Source organism: Anaerobacterium chartisolvens, from assembly GCF_003337415.1.
GTDB lineage: Bacteria > Bacillota > Clostridia > Acetivibrionales > DSM-27016 > Anaerobacterium > Anaerobacterium chartisolvens.
Map to the genome: position 1 here is coordinate 100,844 of NZ_QPJT01000014.1, position 19,775 is coordinate 120,618.

The window sequence follows — 19,775 nt, forward strand, 5'->3', positions numbered from 1 at the left end:
GGTAAAATATCAAATATTATATCTAAAGGCTTAAGGAAATTTAAATATCAAGAAAAAAATAATTGGAGGTAGGTTTATGAAAAAATTATGTAAGGCAATAGCTTTTTTGTTTATTGTTTCTCTATTTCTTCCGGCAATGTGTTATGCCGATAACCCGATGGTACAGACTCTTTATACCGCTGATCCTGCACCAATGGTGTATGATGACACTTGCTACGTTTTTACCACACATGATGAGGATACAATAGTAAACAACTTTTATACTATGAACGACTGGAGATGCTATTCCTCAAAAGACATGGTGAACTGGACAGATCACGGGTCGCCGTTGTCTTACAACACATTTAGCTGGGCTCAAGGCGATGCATGGGCAGGACAGGTTATCCAAAGGAACGGGAAGTTTTATTTCTACGTTCCCATGACCAGAAAAAATGCCGGGGGCGCGCGAGTAATCGGTGTAGCGGTGTCGGACAGCCTGACGGGGCCTTATACAGATGCTCTTGGAAAGCCTCTGATAACGAATCACGGGGCGCGGGACATTGACCCGACGGTATACATAGACAATAACGGACAGGCATACCTATATTGGGGAAACGGAAGCCTTTACCATGTGAAATTAAATCAGGATATGATTTCTTATTCGGGCGGTATTGTTGAGGCATCTCCCAAACCGACGAGCTTTATAGAGGGCCCGTGGTTTTACAAGCGTAATAACTTATACTACATGGTATATGCGGGAATGGGCTCGGGAGGCGAAGACATCCGCTACGCCACAAGCACAAGCCCTACCGGGCCATGGTCCTATAAAGGCGTTATAATGAATTCTAAAAACAGCTATACCAACCATCCCGGAGTGATTGATTATAAAGGGAATTCATACATGTTTTATCATACGGGCGAGTTGCCGGGGGGAGGCAGCTACCACCGTTCGGTATGCGTTGAACAGTTCAACTACAATGCCGACGGCACCATTCCAAGCATTCCCATGACTAAAAACGGCCCCGCACAGATCGGCAATCTGGACCCGTATGTTAAAAACGAGGGTGAAACAATTTGCTGGAGCTCAGGCGTTAAAACGGAAAAATGCAGTGAGGGCGGAATGAATGTATGCAATATCGACAACGGTGACTATATAAAGGTAAAGGGAGTTGATTTCGGTTCAGGTGCCACATCCTTTGATGCAAGAGTATCCTCGGCAACCAGCGGAGGGAATATTGAGCTTCGGCTTGACAGTCCGACAGGGAAGCTAATCGGAACCTGTGCCGTTTCGGGTACGGGAGGCTGGCAGACCTGGACTACTAAATCCTGCGACATAAGCGGTGCGTCCGGGGTACATGATCTGTATCTGAAATTTACCGGCGGAAGCGGCTCTCTGCTGAATCTCAACTGGTGGAAGTTTGGCGGAAATGTACCCGCCGAGCCAAAATCGGCTTTTGAAAAGATTGAGGGAGAAAGCTATGACGTTCAGTCTGGAATCCAGAGCGTAAGCTGCTCCGAAGGCGGAGAGGCAGTAGGATACACAGAAAACGGCGATTACACCGCCTATAAAAAAATTGATTTCGGCAGCGGGGCGACAGGCTTTCAGGCCAGAGTGTCCAGTGCTACCAGCGGAGGCAAGATAGAGATTAGGCTTGACAGCATCACCGGCCCTGTAGTAGGAACCTGTACAGTTCCCGGAACAGGCGATTGGCAGACTTGGGTCGATGTAAGGTGTGATGTCAGCGGCGCAAGCGGCGAGCATGATCTATACCTGAAATATACGGGCGGAAGCGGATACCTGTTCAACGTCAACTGGTTCACATTCAGCAAGGGAAGCATTCCTGAAAAGCTGCTGGGCGACTTAAATTCCGATGGGAAAATAGACTCCATAGATTTCACCCTGATGAAAAAGCACATTTTGGGACTGGAACTCCTTGAAGACCTGACACCGGCTGATCTGGACGGCAACGGTGGGGTCAATTCACTGGACTTTTCTCTGCTTAAACAATATCTGTTGGGAATTATATCAGAATTTCCCGGATAAAGCATATTGCTATGAGCTTTAATTATTCTTTAAGAAGGGAATGGTTAATTATGAAAAAGGGTTCAGCGATTTTTATAGGATTGGTTATGTTAATGGTATTTCAAATGACGGCATCTGCCGCGTCGTTTATGGATTATTTTAAGCCGATGCCCATTATAGAGGCTTTGTCCTCTTCCTGCTGGGGTGCCCCGGAGGTGGGCCCCCGCGATCAGTCAAACGGTCTGGAAGACAAAACCATGTCGAGGTATTGTTACTGGGATGGGGGAATAATTAAGGGGCCTGACGGCACGTATCACATGTTTGCCAGCCGCTGGAACCAGTCTGCCGGCCATAACGGATGGTTCGGCTCGGTGGCCGTTCATGCCACAAGCTCCAACCTATATGGGCCTTATACCGATAAGGGGCTGTGCTGGCCCAACGATCAGGGCGGCAAGGGTCATAATGTAGTTCCGTTCCAACTGAAGGATGGGCGGTATGCTATACTTGTCAGTGAAACCAGGCGTCCGGCCGACATTTTTGTCTCCAATTCTCTGGATGGGCCATGGTCAAAGCTGGGCAGCGTATCAATAGCTCAAAACTCGTACTCATCGCTTTATACCGCATCAAATGTGTACATTATGCTTCGTCCCGACGGGCGTTATGGCTTGATTGAAAGAGATGCCGTAATAGGTATTTCCGATAACGTTCTTGGGCCTTACGTTATTCAAGGTACCAATATTTATGCTAAAACGCCCGGCTGCCCGACGGTCAACATGGAAGATCCCGTTATGTGGTATAGCGGCGGCCTGTATCATATTGTTGCCAACAAGTGGGATACGCGTAAAGCATACCACCTCACTTCAGAGGACGGTATAAGCAATTGGAAGCTGGATTCAGGGTATGCCTACGACCCTACCGCGAATTTTTTACGCTATACCGATGGTACGGTTAACCGTTGGAACAAGCTGGAGCGTCCCAATGTATATATGGAGGACGGCCATGTGGTTGCGATGCTGCTTTCAGCGATAGATGTTGCAAAGGACAAGGACTTAGGCAACGACAGGCACGGCAGCAAGGTTATTGTTGTCCCGTTTGACGGTGCTGCCTTAGACGGAGGAATTACAACGCCTCCTGATCGCAGATCAGCCTTTACCAAGATTGAAGCGGAAAGCTACAATAATCAATCGGGAGTCCAAACCGAAACCTGCACCGAAGGCGGCCTGGATGTTGGGTATATTGAAAACGGGGATTATACCGTATACAAAAATATTGATTTCGGGAACGGAGCATTAGCTTTTCAGGCAAGGGCAGCTACCAGCACTCAGGGAGGAAATATAGAGATAAGGCTTGACAGCATTAACGGGCCTCTGGTTGGGACATGCCCTGTTGGTACAACAGGCGGCTTCCAGAATTGGGTTGACGTAAGCTGCAATATCAGCGGAGCAAGCGGAAAGCACGATCTGTACCTTAAATTCACGGGGGGAAGCGGGTATCTGTTCAACCTTAACTGGTTTCAGTTTACACAATCCGCCTTTTCACGGATAGAAGCAGAGAGCTACAGCGGCTTAAGCTCCTCAAGTATTCAGATAGCCGACACTCCCGACGGAGGAAAGAGTCTTGCTTATGTAGAGAATGGCAATTATGCTATATACGGAAAGGTAGACTTTGGAAGCGGAGCGTCATCCTTTAAGGCCAAGGTTGCAGCCGCAGGAACCACCAGCATTGATGTGAGGCTGGGAAGCTCGACGGGCACGCTTATAGGCACCTTGCCTGTGGCATCTACGGGGGGCTGGAATGAGTATCAGGATCAGAGCTGCGCCATAGACAAGGTTACAGGGATAAAGGATGTATATCTGGTATTCAAAGGCTCAGTTAATTTAGACTGCTTCTCATTTGCCGAGAAAGACGGCCCTGGCACGGTAACTCTGGGAGATTTGAATTCAGATGGCAAAATAGACTCAGTAGACTTCCTGCTTATGAAAAAGCACATTCTGGAGATGGAGGTGCTTTCTGATCCAGCATGTGCAGACTTAGACGGTAATGGAGCGGTTAACACGGTTGATATGCTGCTGCTCAAGCAATACCTGCTAGGGATTATAACGGGGTTTTAGGATAAGATGTAATGACAGCCTGACAAGATGACGACGTGGCTTATAGACTTATGCAGGTGCATCAAAGCAGGCTGTCGTTTGATTAAACTAAGAGAAGATTATTAAGGGAGGCTATATTATGACTTACAAATTTAAAAAGACAGTAAGCATGTATCTAATAGGTCTGCTATCATTTTCCTTTATATTTATTGCTCAGACACCTTTATCGGTGAATTCGGCAAGCGTTGAACTGATAAAGCAGTTTGATATGGAGCAGGTGAAAATAACAGATCCTTATTATGTAAATGCTCTTAACAAAGATGTAGAGTATTTAAGATCAATTGACCCCAACCGTTTGCTGGCTGGGTTTAAAAAAGCGGCAGGGCTGTCAACGTCCTACAGTAATTATGGCGGCTGGGAGAACAACACCCTGATTCAGGGGCACACAATGGGTCATTATATGACGGCACTTGCTCAGGCTTATAAAAACACCAAGTCTGACAGTACGGTAAACGCGGATTTAAAAAACCGTATTGATTTGATTATATCAGAGCTGCAGGCTTGCCAGAATAAAAACGGCAACGGATATTTATTTGCAACCTCATCAACTCAATTTGACGTTGTCGAAGGAAAGGTCTCCGGTTCAAGCTGGGTGCCATGGTATACAATGCATAAGATTATGACGGGACTTATTGACATTTACAAGCTGCAAGGGAATCCCGCGGCATTGACAGTGGCAAGCAATCTGGGGAATTGGATTTACAACAGGGCAAACTCATGGAATTCATCCACACAGGCAAGAGTATTGGGCGTGGAGTATGGGGGCATGAATGACTGCCTTTATGAGCTTTATAAGCTGACGGGCAACAGCAATCATTTGACCGCGGCGCATAAATTTGACGAAACGGCGCTTTTTAATACCATAGCGGCTGGAAACAACAATTTACCGGGCAGACATGCCAACACTACAATTCCAAAATTCATCGGAGCCTTGAACCGCTACAGCACATTAGGAACGAGTGAGGCCTCTTATTTGACTGCGGCACAGCAGTTCTGGACTATCGTACTCAGAGACCATACCTATGTAACGGGAGGTAACAGTCAGGATGAGCATTTCAGAGCCGCAGGGAAGCTCGATGCATACCGGGACAATGTAAACAATGAAACCTGCAATTCGTATAATATGCTGAAGCTTTCCCGAGAGCTGTTCAGAGCAACCGGCGATGTCAAATATGCCGACTACTATGAGAATGCATACATAAATGAAATCATGGCCTCTCAGAATCCTGAAACTGGAATGGCTACATACTTTAAGGCAATGGGTACGGGGTACTTCAAGGTATTCAGCTCGCAATTCAATCATTTCTGGTGCTGTACGGGAACGGGAATGGAAAACTTTACAAAGCTTAATGACAGCATTTATTTTAACAACGGATCGGATCTGTATGTAAACATGTACTTAAGCTCGACGCTGAACTGGAGTGAAAAGGGGCTTTCATTAACCCAGCAGGCCGATATACCTTTATCTGATACCGTAACCTTTACCATTAACAGCGCTCCTGCTTCCGCGATGAAGGTTAAATTCAGATCACCCTCGTGGATTGCTGCAGGCCAAAATGCCATAGTCAAGGTTAATGGCACTGCGGTTAACGTTGCTAAAGTAAACGGGTATCTTGATGTCAGCAGGGTTTGGAAGGCAGGGGATACAGTAGAGCTTACCATGCCTGCCGAAGTAAAGGTATCAAGACTGACTGACAACCGAAATGCGGTAGCCTTCACATACGGCCCGCTTGTATTAAGTGCCGGGCTTGGGACTCAGAGCATGACAACCCAGTCTCATGGGGTTTCGGTGTTAAAAGCCACCAGAAATGTATCCATTAAAGAAACTATAAATATAAATACGGCGGCAAGCCCAAGTATAGACGGCTGGGTTGGCAATATTAAGAATAATCTGGTTCGGATACCGGGAAAGCTGGAATTTGTCTTGAGAAATACCGATGAGGATAATAATTTGAAATTCACTCCTCATTATAAAAGGTATACCGACAGATATGGTATTTACTTTAAGCTTGGTACATATCAGGGCGATCAGCCTACAGATAATTTAATTGCCAATACCGGCTTCGAGTCAGGAAACACTACGGGATGGGCCGTTAATGGCGCGGGCTCAATTGCCGTATCAAATGCCCAGAAGCATTCAGGAACTTATAGTGTTCTGCATACCGGCAGAACCTCGTCATGGAACGGACCTATTTATAACATGACGTCCAGAGTAAAAAACGGCGAGACTTATACCTGTTCCGGGTGGGTAAGGCTGGATAATGCCGCAAGTGCTCCCGTTATAATGACTATCAAAAAAACCGATGACAGCGGAACCTCCTATACCAATATCGCTTCTTCCACAGCAAGCAACAGCTCCTGGGTTGAGCTTACGGGTAAATATACCTTGGATGTTGACGGAGGCTTAAGCGAGCTGAGTATATATTTTGAGGGGCCTGACAGCGGAATTAATTTGTATGTAGACGATGCTTCGGTTAAAGTTTATACGGGTGGCAGCGAGCAAAAATATGGAGATGTCAACGATGACGGAAGTATTAATACAACTGATTTTGCACTGCTAAAGCAGTATTTGATGGGAATGCAGGTGGATATAAATCTACAGGCGGCCGATTTGAACGGTGATAATTCCGTAACGTCAGTGGATTTTGCAATTTTAAAGCAATATTTGCTTGGACTTATAGAAGAGCTTCCATTAACTCCTTAAAATAATCCAAACGGCCGGACAAGATGCACACGCTGGTGTGCCTTTTCCGGCCGGAATTTGCTAAAGCCTGCCTGCCGACGTAAACAAAGCTGTGTGATATGATATTATATAGGATGCGATAAAGATTTTACAAACATAGAGGATATAATTGCTTACATCAAGTTATATCCTCCATGTAAAATCTTTATCGCTACATATATAGATTGTGAAAATATGCTTGTCCTGCGGGATAAAAAGGACTTTGACGGGAAACAAGCTCGAATGGGGGTAAAAAATGAGAAGACCATTGTTTATTCCTTTAATACTGCTGCTTGCAATATTGATGTCCGGCTATGGGACTTTAGCAGCAAATGGGGATAAGATTGTAGCAGTTTACTTTTACAGCCCCACCTGTGCTTCATGTGACGGGGTATCGGAGCTTCTTGAAAAATACGGCGAAATGCATGAAAATCTTGAACTTAGAAAATACGATATATCCGATTTGAGAAATAAAAGCCTTATGAACGATTACATTCAGGCTTATGGAGTCCCGGAGGAGGATGACGGTATCATTCCCATCATTTTCATAGGAGACAAGTATTTTGCTGATGTAGAGACAATAAGGAGGGGGCTTGAAACGGAAATAACCTCCCCGACAGCTAAAACCCTTGAAATTCAAAGCTCCGGCGCCGGCGGTTACCAAAAGGAGCTGGAGAGATTTAAGGGGCTTAAATGGGCAAGCGTGCTATTTGCGGGGCTGGTTAACGGAATAAATCCATGCTCAATGTCTATGCTGCTCTTTTTCCTGTCCCTTTTAACAGTAAAGCGGGTAAAAATACTGAAAATCGGGGTGTGCTTTGCTTTGGGCAAATTTTTAATGTATCTTTTGCTGGGAACAGCACTCTTCCGTTTTTTGTCATTCTTTAATTTCGCTGCCTTAAGTGGAGTAATAAAGGCATTGCTTGCAGTGACGCTGGTGATTTTAATCATTATGAACATGCAGGATTTTCTTGCGGCTAAGGCTGAAAGGTACGGCAGCATAAAGCTCCAGCTTCCCGAAAGGCTCAGGAAATTCAATCATGGCATAATTAAAAGGGTATCGGGATTTTCACGTCTGGACAGCGCGCTCTTCATAAGCTTTTTTCTTGGTGCTGCTATTTCGCTGGGGGAGTTTTTGTGTACAGGCCAGATATACTTAGCTGTCATAATAACAATTTTTCAAACCGCCCCGGATCTTGGCTCACAGGCACTGAGCTATCTTATTATATATAACCTCGGGCTGATATTGCCCCTTTTAATACTTACATTGGCAGTATATAAGGGGAGAGAGGTTTTTGATGTATCGGACGCAATAAGGGAAAGGCTTCATATTATAAAAATTATAAACATACTGCTGCTTTTTGTGCTGGGAGTTATTATATTTTTGTTCTTCTAATCTTAAATATAGAGGTGTAAGCCATATGCAGCCCAAAAAAATAATATTTATAGGCAAGGACGGCACAACCAGGCTGGAGTGCAGACTGAGCTCCCTGCCCTTAAATGAAGAAAAGGTAATAGAAAAAAGCATAGAATTGTTTAATGATTGTGAGCCATGTATCATTCATAGATCCTTTGCAGTAAAGAAGCTGCTGCTGAAAATTGAAGAATACTTTAATAAAATGCTTGCAGATGGCAACAGGCAAATATTCTGGGGAGATGTTCCGCCGGATATCAGAGCGCTTTTGCGTTTAAGTGAGGATGTGGCAACACTCAGGCTGGATTTATAAAGTATTGGAGGCGGGAGGTTTTTGTATTGTGAGGGTATTTACAAAAAAAAACGACATAACTCAAAGAAATATTCTATTTATAAATAGGTAGAATTAAGGTAAAATAGTATTACATAATTGATGAACATATTTTAATCCTTTAAAATCGCCCCTTTCTCAATTCATATAAGTAGTAAAGCTTGATGAGCATTGCCGTTTCCTTAATCCCCAAAACATCTCAAGGAAATGGCAGTGCTCGGCAAGAAATATGGCCATACAATTCTTTAACATTTCCTGATATGCATAAAAATACTATATTTTCAAAAAAAATTTAACTTATTTGAATAAAAAATTGACACAAGAAAGAACTGCTGTTTTAAATTCAGTAAAAACTTATGAAATTATTGTACCAATACCAAAAGGAATTACATTGAGTTAGGTCCTGCTACATCCTATAATTTGAATGACGCATGTAAACAGCTTTTTGCTAAAAAAAGAGCTGCAAGCAGGCACTACTAATTTTCTAATTTTGAGGAGGAGAGAATATGAAAATGCTTTCAAAATTTACTGCAGTGGCACTGGCTTTAACAATGCTGCTTTCGTTGGCTGCGTGCGGAGGCAACGCAAAGCCTTCGGGAGGAAATGAAGCGGAAGCTACAAAAGCTGAGGTAAAAGATCAGAAAAATGGAAGCGGCAAGAAGGTTGTTGTAGGCTTTTCCCAAATTGGTGCTGAAAGTGAATGGCGTACCGCCAATACCAAGTCTATCAAAGACGCCTGTGAAGAAGCCGGATTTGAATTAAAATTCTCCGATGCCCTGCAGAAACAGGAAAACCAGATTAAGGCTATAAGATCATTTATTGCTCAGAAGGTAGATTATATCGCATTGGCCCCTGTGGTTGAAACGGGCTGGGATACCGTTCTTAAGGAGGTTGCCGATGCAAAAATTCCTCTAATCCTTGTTGACAGATCTGTTAAAACAGCAGACGGAAAGGATGATCTCTGGATAACAAGAGTAGGGGAAAACTTCTATGAGGAAGGCAAGAACCTTGCAGAATGGGTTAAGAATAATGAAGAAAAGCTCGGATTTAAAGGTAAGGATACTGTAAACGTGTATCAGTTGGAAGGAACGGTTGGCTCCGGTGCTGCAATAGATCGCGGCCAGGCATGGGTTGATACCATGGAGGGCACCAAGTTCAAGACTATTAAGTCTCAAACGGGAGATTTCACCCGTGCAAAGGGACAGGAGGTTATGGAGTCGTGGCTTAAATCAGATAAGGGCAAGATTGACCTTATATATGCGCACAATGACGACATGGCTCTCGGTGCCATTTCAGCAATAGAAGCAGCCGGATTAAACCCTGGTGTGGATATTAAGATTGTATCTATAGACGGTGTTAAGGGTGCTTTTGAGGCAATGATCGCAGGCAAGCTTAACTGCGTGGCAGAGTGCTCGCCTCTTACCGGCCCTGTGCTGGTGCAGACTATTTCGGACCTTGAAGCGGGCAAGGAGGTTCCGAAGCTTACATATGCCAAGGAAGAAGTGTTCCCTGCTGAGAAGGCTGCAGAGATATTGCCAAGCCGCCAATACTAAGATACTAATAATAGAAATTTAAAGATATGATTTTTAAGAGCCGCTCCGTATTGGGGCCCCTAAAAGGGGCTCCGGGAGTGGTTTTGTATAATAGGGCGTATTCAAACAATGAAGGGGGAGGTCAAGGGATGGCTGGAAATGAACCTATCCTTAGAGCGGTTGGGATAAGCAAGTCTTTTCCGGGCGTAAAAGCGCTTCACGATGTTAATTTTACACTATGTGCAGGGGAAGTGCATTGCCTGATGGGAGAAAACGGCGCGGGAAAGTCTACGCTTATTAAGGTTTTAACCGGGGTTGAGAAAATAGATCACGGAGAAATTTATCTTGAAGGGAAAAGCATACTTCCCAAAACACCTTTAGAAGCACAAGCTTTTGGAATCAGCACGGTATATCAGGAGATCAACCTATGCCCAAATCTTTCTGTGGCTGAGAATATGTTCATCGGCCGTGAGCCTGTAAGCGGGTGCGTTATTAACTGGAAGGAAATCAATAAAAGAGCACAGGCCGCTCTTTCAAAGCTTAATGTAAAAATTGACGTAACCCAAAGCTTAGACACTTATTCGGTAGCTATACAGCAAATGGTGGCCATTGCCAGAGCATTGGATGTCTCATCAAAAATTCTGATACTGGATGAGCCGACTTCCAGCTTGGATAGAGACGAAATTGATAAGCTTTTTGAAGTGCTGAGAAGGCTGAAGGAAGATGGAATAGGAATTATCTTTATCACGCATTTTTTAGATCAGGTATACGAAATTTCAGACAGGATAACCGTTTTAAGAAACGGGGAATTAGTAGGAGAATATGAGACCTCGGAATTGCCCAAGGTTCAGCTCATAGCAAAGATGATAGGCAAGGAATTTGATGTGCTTACAAGCTTTAATAAAGGCAATGCGGCATCCGCAAAGGGTTGTGAAGAGGACTCCTTATGTAATGATGCGGCATTTATAAAGGCCGCAGGCTTAGGCCGTCAAGGAGGCATAAGTCCCTTTGATCTGAGCGTCAGAAAGGGGGAGGTTCTTGGCTTCGCAGGCCTTCTTGGTTCAGGGCGTACAGAAACGGCAAGAGTTCTTTTTGGTGTTGATAAGGCAGACAAGGGTGAGCTATACATCAAAAACAAAAGGTCTGCAGTCGCTTCCCCAATGAATGCAATTAAGAATGGAATGGCATTCTGCCCTGAGGACAGAAAGAGAGAGGGCATTATGGGAGACCTTACCGTGAAGGAAAACATAATAATCGCGCTACAGGCAAAAAGAGGAATGGGAAGATGCATTTCCGCCAAAGAGAGGGAGAAGCTGGCAGACAAGTTCATAGAGCTGCTTAGTATAAAGACCTCCGGACCCGACCAGCTTGTTAAAAACTTAAGCGGAGGCAACCAGCAAAAGGTAATTCTGGCAAGATGGCTTGCCACCGACCCTGAGCTTCTGATTCTGGATGAGCCGACAAGGGGAATTGATGTCGGAACAAAAACAGAAATACAAAAGCTGGTAGTACGGCTGGCAGAAGAGGAAATGGCAGTGATTTTTATATCCTCTGAGCTGGATGAAGAGCTTCGGACCTGTGACAGGATTGCGGTATTCAGAGACAGGCAGAAAATAGCCGAGATATCCGGGGAGGACTTAAACCAGAACTGTATAATGCAGACAATAGCAGGAGGGCAAAAGCATGCATGATAGATTGAAGCTAATAACAAAATCAAAGCTGTTCTGGCCGTTGATGATACTGGTGTTAATGATAATTTTTAATATTATATTCGTAGATGATTTTTTAAGTATAGAATTTAAAGACGGGCACCTGTTCGGAAGGATTATTGATATAATTAACCGCGCCGCGCCTCTCATGCTTTTAGCAATGGGCATGACTCTGGTAATTGCCACAGGAGGAGTGGATCTTTCGGTGGGATCAACTGCTGCAATATCCGGCGCTCTTGTTTGCTCTCTTATTGGAGGGAATTTTGACGGAACAGTCCAGAATCCGTTTATTATTGCAATTATTGCGGCGTTATTTGTATCCATATTAGCAGGTGCATGGAACGGCTTTTTGGTAGGAAAGCTGGGGATACAGCCTGTTGTGGCGACGCTGATACTGTATGTTGCGGGAAGAGGAATAGCACAGCTTATAACGGGAGGGCAGATTATTACTGTTTATTATAAGCCGTATGCATACTTAGGAGGATTTGCTCCGGGCATACCCATACCCTTCTCAATTATTATTGCTGCCGTTGTGCTGGTAATTGTTTTACTTGCCTTAAAGAAAACGGCATTGGGACTGTTTATTGAATCGGTGGGCGTAAACTCCGTTGCAAGCAGGTTTACCGGCATCAGTGTAGTAAAAATAAAGTTTTTAGTATACGCCTTCAGCGGGCTGTGCGCGGGTATTGCAGGCTTAATCATCAGCTCAATGATAAGGGCGGCAGACGCAAATAATGCCGGCTTAATGTCAGAAATGGATGCCATCCTTGCCGTCGCAATTGGAGGAACCTCCATGGCTGGGGGAAGATTTTCTCTTGGTGCCAGCATGATTGGGGCGCTTATTGTTCAGAGCATTACAACTACCTTGTATGCTGTAGGTGTTTCGGCACAGGTACTGCCATTAATCAAGGCTATAGTGGTAATTGCTATATGCTTTGTTCAGTCGGAAGAGCTGCGGCACAAGTTATCTGGAATATTTTCAAAAATAGGAGGGGCAAGGAATGAAAAAGCCACAGTTAAGCTCTAAGCATGTACCTCTTGCTATTACTGTTTTATTGTTTGTTGTGCTGTTTACAGCGGGAGCTGTAAAATATCCCGCCTTTCTTTCAATGCAAGTATTTTTCAACCTTTTTATAGATAATGCGTACCTTATAATATTGGCTATCGGAATGACGTTTGTTCTGGTTATAGGCGGCATTGATTTGTCGGTAGGCTCGGTGCTTTGCCTGGTGTGTATGGCATCGGCACATCTTGTAGAAAACAAGGGAATGAATCCTTATGCCGTAATGGTGCTTATGGTTTTAATAGGAGCGGTATACGGACTTATACAGGGAAGCCTTATACAATTTTTTAAAATGCAGCCTTTCATTGTAACGCTTGCAGGTCTATTTTTTGGCAGAGGTGCGGCGGCTTGGATTAGTATTGAAACAATTAATATAACAAATAAAACCTATAATGACATTGCACATTACAGAGTTCACCTCTGGGGAGATAATTTTATATCAATTGGTGCCGTCATTGCACTTGTTGTGCTTGTATTGGCAATTTATATAGCCCATTATACAAAATTCGGGCGTTCGGCGTATGCCATTGGAGGGAATGAAAGCTCTGCAATGCTTATGGGATTGCCTGTGGCGAGAACAAAGGTGCTGGTCTATACCTTAAGCGGGGTTTGCTCTGCACTCGCGGGAATTGTATTCAGCTTCTATATGCTTTCAGGGTATTCACTTCATGGCCAGGGCATGGAGCTTGACGCTATTGCCTCCGCCGTTATAGGAGGAACATTGCTGACAGGAGGAGTGGGCTATGTTATTGGAAGCCTGTTTGGAGCATTGACGCAGGGGATTATTCAAAATCTCATTATGTTTGACGGTACACTGAATTCTTGGTGGACTAAAATTGTAATAGCCGCGCTGCTTTGCGTTTTCATTATCATTCAAAGGCTTCTGGTGGCGAGAAGAGACTCACAAAAAGCAAAGGGCAATGTCAAGACAGCCTTGTAGCAAAAACGTGAGGTACACTGTAAAGAGAAAATAAAAATTATATCGGAGATGGAGGCAGGAGTACCTTTTAAATTAAAGATAACAGTGCGGCAATGCATGAAGACCGCCTTACTAAAGATACGGGCAGAGCCTGGCAGTGAAGCCGCTGGGGTGTCTGTTCTTATTCCGAGGGAGAGATGGAACTGTGTATAAAGTGTTTCTTGTTGATAATGAAATCACAATCCGTGAAGGTATTCGCAGCAGCGTCAAGTGGGAGGATACTGATTTTACCTTATGCGGAGAAGCAGCCGATGGCGAGAGTGCACTGCCGCTGATTCAGGAAATGAAGCCGGACATATTGATTACGGATATTAAAATGCCATTTATGGATGGATTGCAGTTGAGCCGCATTGTAAAAAAAAATATGCCATGGATAAAAATCATAATTATCAGCGGGCATAATGAGTTCGATTTTGCGAGAGAGGCTATGCGCATCGGAGCATCAGAATACCTGTTGAAGCCCATAGGCTCAGAAGAGCTGATTGAGTCGCTGAACAAGGTTATGCGTCAGATTCAAAATGAAAAAAAGGAACGGGAGAATGTAGAAAAAATAAAAAAGCAGCTTGAGCAGAACGCCCCCCTTTTCCGGGACGAGCTTTTAAGTGAGCTGGTATTGGGAATAATCCCTCCTGAGAAGGCTGTTGACAAGTGTGCCTGCTTCAATATCAATATTATATCCGCATTCTACCTGATAGAAATTATTGAGTCGGAAATCAAAAAAAAAGACCCAATAGAAATGGAATATTCGGAGCTTCTGCGATGTGAGGTGTTGATAAACAACGTTGCGGCAGAGAGCAGCGAGATACTCAAGTTTAAGAGGGGACCGGGTAAAATAGTCATTATAGTAAAAGGTAATAGCCCTGAAGTTTTGGAGGAAACTGCATATGGATTGGCGCAATCCATAAAGTATGAGGTGCAAAGGAATACCTCCTGTGTGATTGATATTAGTATAGGAAGTGCAAGAGAAGGGATTCAGGGTATTACAGAGTCCTACAAGGAAGCAGACTCAATAAAGAATTACCGGCATATCTACGGAAGGAACAAAATTCTCGGAATTAACGATATCAAGCCTGTAACAGGAGGGAAAAAGGAATTTATCAAAATTGATAAAAATGATGTCTGTGATTTTTTAAAATATGGACTAAAATCTGATGTTGGGCTTTTTGTCAAGCAATATATAGATGATTTTAATGATGTGGAAATGAGTTCACTCCTGTATATATATTACGTGTCTTTAGATGTTGTATTAAAATCCTCAAGGTTTATCGGCGAGCTGGGAGGAAGTATGGAGCAGCTAATGCCGGAAGTGGCCCGGCTGGAGAGCTTCGTTATAGACATTGATTCAATGGAAAAATTTAAGGAAATGATGGAAAAGGTGCTGAATAAAGCGTTTGAATTTAGAGATGTCCGGGTAGAAAAGAAATATTACAGCACAATTAATAAAGCCAAGGAATACATACAGAATAATTTTTCAGATACCAACATTTCTCTTAATTCTGTTGCTTCATATGTAAATGTAAGTCCAAGCCATTTCAGTACTATATTCAGTCAGGAGACGGGAGAGACTTTTATAGAACACCTGACAAAGACCAGAATAAGAAAAGCAATGGAGCTCTTGAAAACCACGTCATTAAAATCATCCGAAATTGCGTATAGTGTGGGGTATAATGATCTGCACTATTTCAGCTACATTTTTAAAAAGGCCATGGGAATGACTCCAAAGGAGTTTAGGAATGAGGTGTAAGCAGCGAAAAAAAGAGATTTCCCTTTATTCAAAAAAAATTGACATAAATTCGAAAGATAATTAACTTATTTTTTTTTATATGCATGATATAATTTATATAGATATGTCTTATATTTTAGAAAAATAGGGGGAGGGGTGAAAGCGAAAATCAAATTTATTAACAAATGCCGATATCTTCCGTTAAAAAATCTATTCAAATCTTGTTGCAACAATAAATTATACCCTCATAAATAAATTAATCCCAACACTGATAACGGCAAAGCTGTAAGCTGTATCGACACCTGTCTTTATATCTATTCGTTATAGAAATAATATTTGTCGCTATTTCAAAACTAATTCAAACTCTACACCGGCAATGTAACAAATTACTCTTTAAGACATTTTTTCAACAAGGATGAAGCAAAAATGTGAATCCCTTTAATACCCTTATAAATAAAGCTTCGTAGTTCTAAGGAGCGTATAAAGCATGGAGAGGAGGGAAAAAGCATGGGCTTACCAAGGACTGAAAAGTCCATTACTGCTGCTTAAGCAGTACCTGCCGGGAACCATAATTAAATATTATTTTATATGAAGGGGGGAAAGTTATGTCAAAAAGAGTAGCAAGACCAATTGGAGTAATATTGGTCTGCTTGATGGCAGTATCGCTGATATTTGCCTTACCGCCTCCGGTTGAGGTTTTGGCTGCAGGAGAGGCTACGGTTAATTTATCGGCACAAAAGCAAGTGATACGCGGCTTTGGTGGAATGAACCACCCCGCCTGGATTGGAGACTTGACGGCAGCCCAAAGAGAAACGGCGTTTGGAAATGGAAGCGGGCAGTTGGGTTTTTCTATTTTAAGAATCTTTATAGATGACAACAAAAATAATTGGAGCAGAGAGGTGGCGACTGCAAAAAAAGCTATTGAAAAGGGAGCACTGGTTTTTGCTTCACCGTGGAACCCTCCAAGCAGTATGATTGAAACCTTTACCCGTAATGGAGTTGCAAATCAAAAACGGCTCAGATACGATAAATACGCTGCATATGCACAGCACCTTAATGATTTTGTTGCATATATGAAGAATAATGGCGTGGAGCTGTATGCTATTTCTGTTCAAAACGAGCCTGATTACGCACATGATTGGACGTGGTGGACTCCACAGGAAATACTCAATTTTATGAAAAATAATGCCGGTTCAATTAATTGCAGAGTAATGGCTCCCGAATCATTCCAATATCTCAAAAATATATCCGATCCTATTTTAAATGACGCTCAGGCACTTGCCAATATGGATATCCTTGGCGCTCACTTTTACGGCACCAGTGTAGGTAATATGCCTTATCCTCTTTTCCAGCAAAAGGGAGCGGGAAAAGAGCTGTGGATGACAGAGGTATATGTGCCGAACAGTGACAGCAACTCCGCCGATCGCTGGCCTGAAGCGTTAGATGTTGCATATAATATGCACAATGCTTTAGTAGAGGGGAATTTTCAGGCATATGTATGGTGGTACATCCGCAGAAGCTACGGCCCTATGAAGGAGGACGGCAATATAAGCAAGCGCGGCTATATGATGTCGCATTACTCAAAATTTGTTCGCCCCGAGTATGTGAGGATTGATGCAACCAAGAATCCTAATACCAATGTTTACATATCTGCTTATAAGGGCGACGACAAGGTGGTCATTGTTGCAATCAACAGGAGCACCTCCGCAGTAAACCAAAACTTTATCCTTCAGAATGGGACAGCATCCAAAGTATCCTCATGGCTGACCGACAGCAGCAGAAGCATGGCGGCCAGATCAGACATTAATGTGTCAGGAGGCTCCTTTACTGCCCAGCTTCCCGCACAAAGCGTTACAACGTTTGTAGGTGAACTGGGAGAGGTTAAACCTCCGGAACCAATAGATGCTTATACACGGATAGAAGGAGAGAGCTATGATACCCAGTCTGGAATCCAGAACGGAAGCTGCTCTGAAGGCGGAGAGTGTGTTGGGTATATAGAAAACGGTGACTATACCGTTTATAAAAGGGTTGATTTCGGCAGCGGTGCTAAAAGCTTTCTGGCCAGAGTAGCCAGTGACACCAACGGAGGCAATATAGAGATCCGGCTTGACAGCATTAACGGTACTTTAGTAGGAACGTGTGCTGTACCCGGGACGGGCGGTTGGCAGAATTGGGCTGATGTAAAGTGCAATGTCAGCGGTGCGAGCGGGGAGCATGACTTATACCTGAAGTATACGGGTGGCAGCGGATACTTATTCAACGTTAACTGGTTCACATTTAGTGCAGGAATCAGTACGGTAAGCTTGGGTGATCTGAATTCAGATGGGAAAATAGACTCAGTAGACTTCCTGCTGATGAAAAAGCATATCCTTGAGCTGGAGCTGCTTGCTGATCCTGCATGTGCCGATTTAGACGGTAATGGGGCAGTCAACACCGTTGATATGCTGCTGCTCAAGCAATACCTGCTGGGAATTATAACTCAATTTCCTGCATAAGGAGCGGAACAAGCCTACTGTACTTGCGGAAGCTTTAAATTCACGTGAAGGACATTATTTGAAATAGGGAGTGAAGCTTTATGAAAAGGTCAATAAAGAAAAGCATAGCTATTATTATGGCCTTGCTTTTAACATTATCATTGTCAGGCACTTTAGTAAGTGCAGCAGCAAATCCTAACCCGACATGGTATGTAGACGAACCGGTGATTTTTCACGGAGAGTGCAAGCCATACGATTACTATGGCGCTAAAGATCCCACTATTGTTTACTATGAGGGCAAATACCACGTATTCTATACGGGGGCCAATCAAGGAGGAGGATGGCAGACGCTTTATACCTCCGCAAGCACCATAGCGGGATTAAAGGGAGCGCCGCGCACATATATGAGTAAAATAGGGGAGAGCTATTTCTGTGCTCCTGAGGTGTTCTATTTTGAGCCTCATAAGCTATGGTATCTTGTATACCAGGACGGAACCTATGGAGCGGCTTATGCCACAACCTCGAATATAGCTGATCCCAACTCATGGTCGGGTCCGAAATCCTTTGGAATATCAGGTAACATGGGATGGGATTACTATATTATATGCGACGACCAATATGCATATATGTATAACACCCCCAGTGATGGATCAGGAAATCTATATGTGCGCAGGACTTCTCTGGAGAATTTCCCCAGAGGATGGGGAGCGCCTTCGGTTTCTATAAGAAGCACCTTTGAAGGTGCGGAGATATATAAGTCGCTTGCCGACGGACAATATTACCTGCTCATTGAGGACATGAAGGATGGACGGTATTATGAATTATGGACATCTTCAAGCGCAGGCGGGCCGTGGACACAGGTCGCAGAAAAATGGGCATGGAGGGGCAACCTTTCCTATAATGGCAGCAGGTGGACAACCAATGTTTCGCATGGTGAGTTAATACGTGCAGGGTACAACCAGAAGCTAGAAATTAATGACATCAACAAGGTGGATTTCCTCATCCAGGGTACCCTCAGCTTATCGGGTGACTACCAGAAGCTTACATGGGATCTGGGACTTATCAGGAATTACGAAGGCAGTCCGGATACGCCCGTTACTCCGAGATCGGCATTTACGCAAATAGAAGCAGAGAGCTACAACAGCCAGTCGGGAATACAAAACGGAAGCTGCTCCGAAGGCGGAGAGTGTGTGGGGTATATAGAAAACGGGGATTATACCGTTTATAAAAAGATTGATTTCGGCAGCGGTGCGACAAGCTTTCAGGCCAGAGTGTCCAGTGCTACCAGCGGAGGCAATATAGAGATAAGACTTGACAGCATTAACGGTACTTTAGTAGGAACCTGCGCTGTGCCGGAGACGGGCGGCTGGCAGAATTGGGTTGATGTAAAGTGCAATGTCAGCGGTGCGAGCGGAGAGCATGACTTATACCTGAAGTATACGGGTGGCAGCGGATACTTATTCAACGTTAACTGGTTCACATTTAGTACAGGAGGCAGTACGGCAGTCTTGGGTGATTTGAATTCAGATGGGAAAATAGACTCAGTAGACTTCCTGCTGATGAAAAAGCATATCCTTGAGCTGGAGCTGCTTGCTGATCCTGCATGTGCCGATTTAGACGGTAATGGGGCAGTCAACACCGTTGATATGCTGCTGCTCAAGCAATACCTGCTTGGG

At 43.9% G+C, this 19,775-nt stretch carries 12 protein-coding genes; all 12 read left to right on the plus strand.

Translation table 11 applies throughout. The features are described from left to right. Nucleotides 1–76: 76 nt before the first annotated feature. A complete protein-coding gene (locus DFR58_RS12950) occupies nucleotides 77–2,023 on the plus strand; it encodes a carbohydrate-binding protein (protein WP_242987622.1) in 1,947 nt (648 codons plus the stop codon). 50 nt (nucleotides 2,024–2,073) lie between these two features. Beyond that, complete coding sequence (locus DFR58_RS12955) at nucleotides 2,074–4,113, plus strand: carbohydrate-binding protein (RefSeq protein ID WP_114298274.1); 2,040 nt, start codon at nucleotides 2,074–2,076, stop codon at nucleotides 4,111–4,113. A 118-nt stretch (nucleotides 4,114–4,231) separates the two neighbouring features. Then, entirely contained in the window at nucleotides 4,232–6,856 is a 2,625-nt protein-coding gene (locus DFR58_RS12960; RefSeq protein ID WP_114298275.1) for a beta-L-arabinofuranosidase domain-containing protein, read from the plus strand. 274 nt (nucleotides 6,857–7,130) lie between these two features. After that, entirely contained in the window at nucleotides 7,131–8,270 is a 1,140-nt protein-coding gene (locus DFR58_RS12965) for a thioredoxin domain-containing protein (protein ID WP_114298276.1), read from the plus strand. Nucleotides 8,271–8,295: 25 nt separating this feature from the next. Then, complete coding sequence (locus DFR58_RS12970) at nucleotides 8,296–8,601, plus strand: hypothetical protein (RefSeq protein WP_114298277.1); 306 nt, start codon at nucleotides 8,296–8,298, stop codon at nucleotides 8,599–8,601. 524 nt (nucleotides 8,602–9,125) lie between these two features. Then, the gene (locus DFR58_RS12975) at nucleotides 9,126–10,172 is read left to right on the plus strand and encodes an ABC transporter substrate-binding protein (protein WP_114298278.1); all 1,047 of its coding nucleotides are present in this window, start codon (nucleotides 9,126–9,128) and stop codon (nucleotides 10,170–10,172) included. Between the two features lie 128 nt (nucleotides 10,173–10,300). Continuing rightward, nucleotides 10,301–11,842 carry a sugar ABC transporter ATP-binding protein gene (locus DFR58_RS12980; protein ID WP_114298279.1) on the plus strand — a complete coding sequence of 514 codons (1,542 nt, stop codon included), beginning with the start codon at nucleotides 10,301–10,303 and terminating at the stop codon, nucleotides 11,840–11,842. Beyond that, the gene (locus DFR58_RS12985) at nucleotides 11,835–12,887 is read left to right on the plus strand and encodes an ABC transporter permease (RefSeq protein WP_114298280.1); all 1,053 of its coding nucleotides are present in this window, start codon (nucleotides 11,835–11,837) and stop codon (nucleotides 12,885–12,887) included. The genes DFR58_RS12980 and DFR58_RS12985 overlap by 8 nt, the downstream gene beginning before the upstream one ends. Then, nucleotides 12,862–13,863 (plus strand): galactofuranose ABC transporter, permease protein YjfF, encoded by a 1,002-nt coding sequence (gene yjfF, locus DFR58_RS12990; RefSeq protein ID WP_114298281.1) that lies wholly within the window; start codon nucleotides 12,862–12,864, stop codon nucleotides 13,861–13,863. The genes DFR58_RS12985 and yjfF overlap by 26 nt, the downstream gene beginning before the upstream one ends. A gap of 184 nt (nucleotides 13,864–14,047) precedes the next feature. Next, nucleotides 14,048–15,646, plus strand: coding sequence for a response regulator (locus DFR58_RS12995; RefSeq protein ID WP_114298282.1), 1,599 nt, complete (start codon nucleotides 14,048–14,050; stop codon nucleotides 15,644–15,646). Between the two features lie 584 nt (nucleotides 15,647–16,230). Next, nucleotides 16,231–18,120 (plus strand): glucuronoarabinoxylan endo-1,4-beta-xylanase XynC, encoded by a 1,890-nt coding sequence (gene xynC / locus DFR58_RS13000; protein WP_114298283.1) that lies wholly within the window; start codon nucleotides 16,231–16,233, stop codon nucleotides 18,118–18,120. A gap of 80 nt (nucleotides 18,121–18,200) precedes the next feature. Beyond that, nucleotides 18,201–19,775: non-reducing end alpha-L-arabinofuranosidase family hydrolase (locus DFR58_RS13005; protein ID WP_114298284.1), on the plus strand; the 1,575-nt coding region annotated here is incomplete at its 3' end.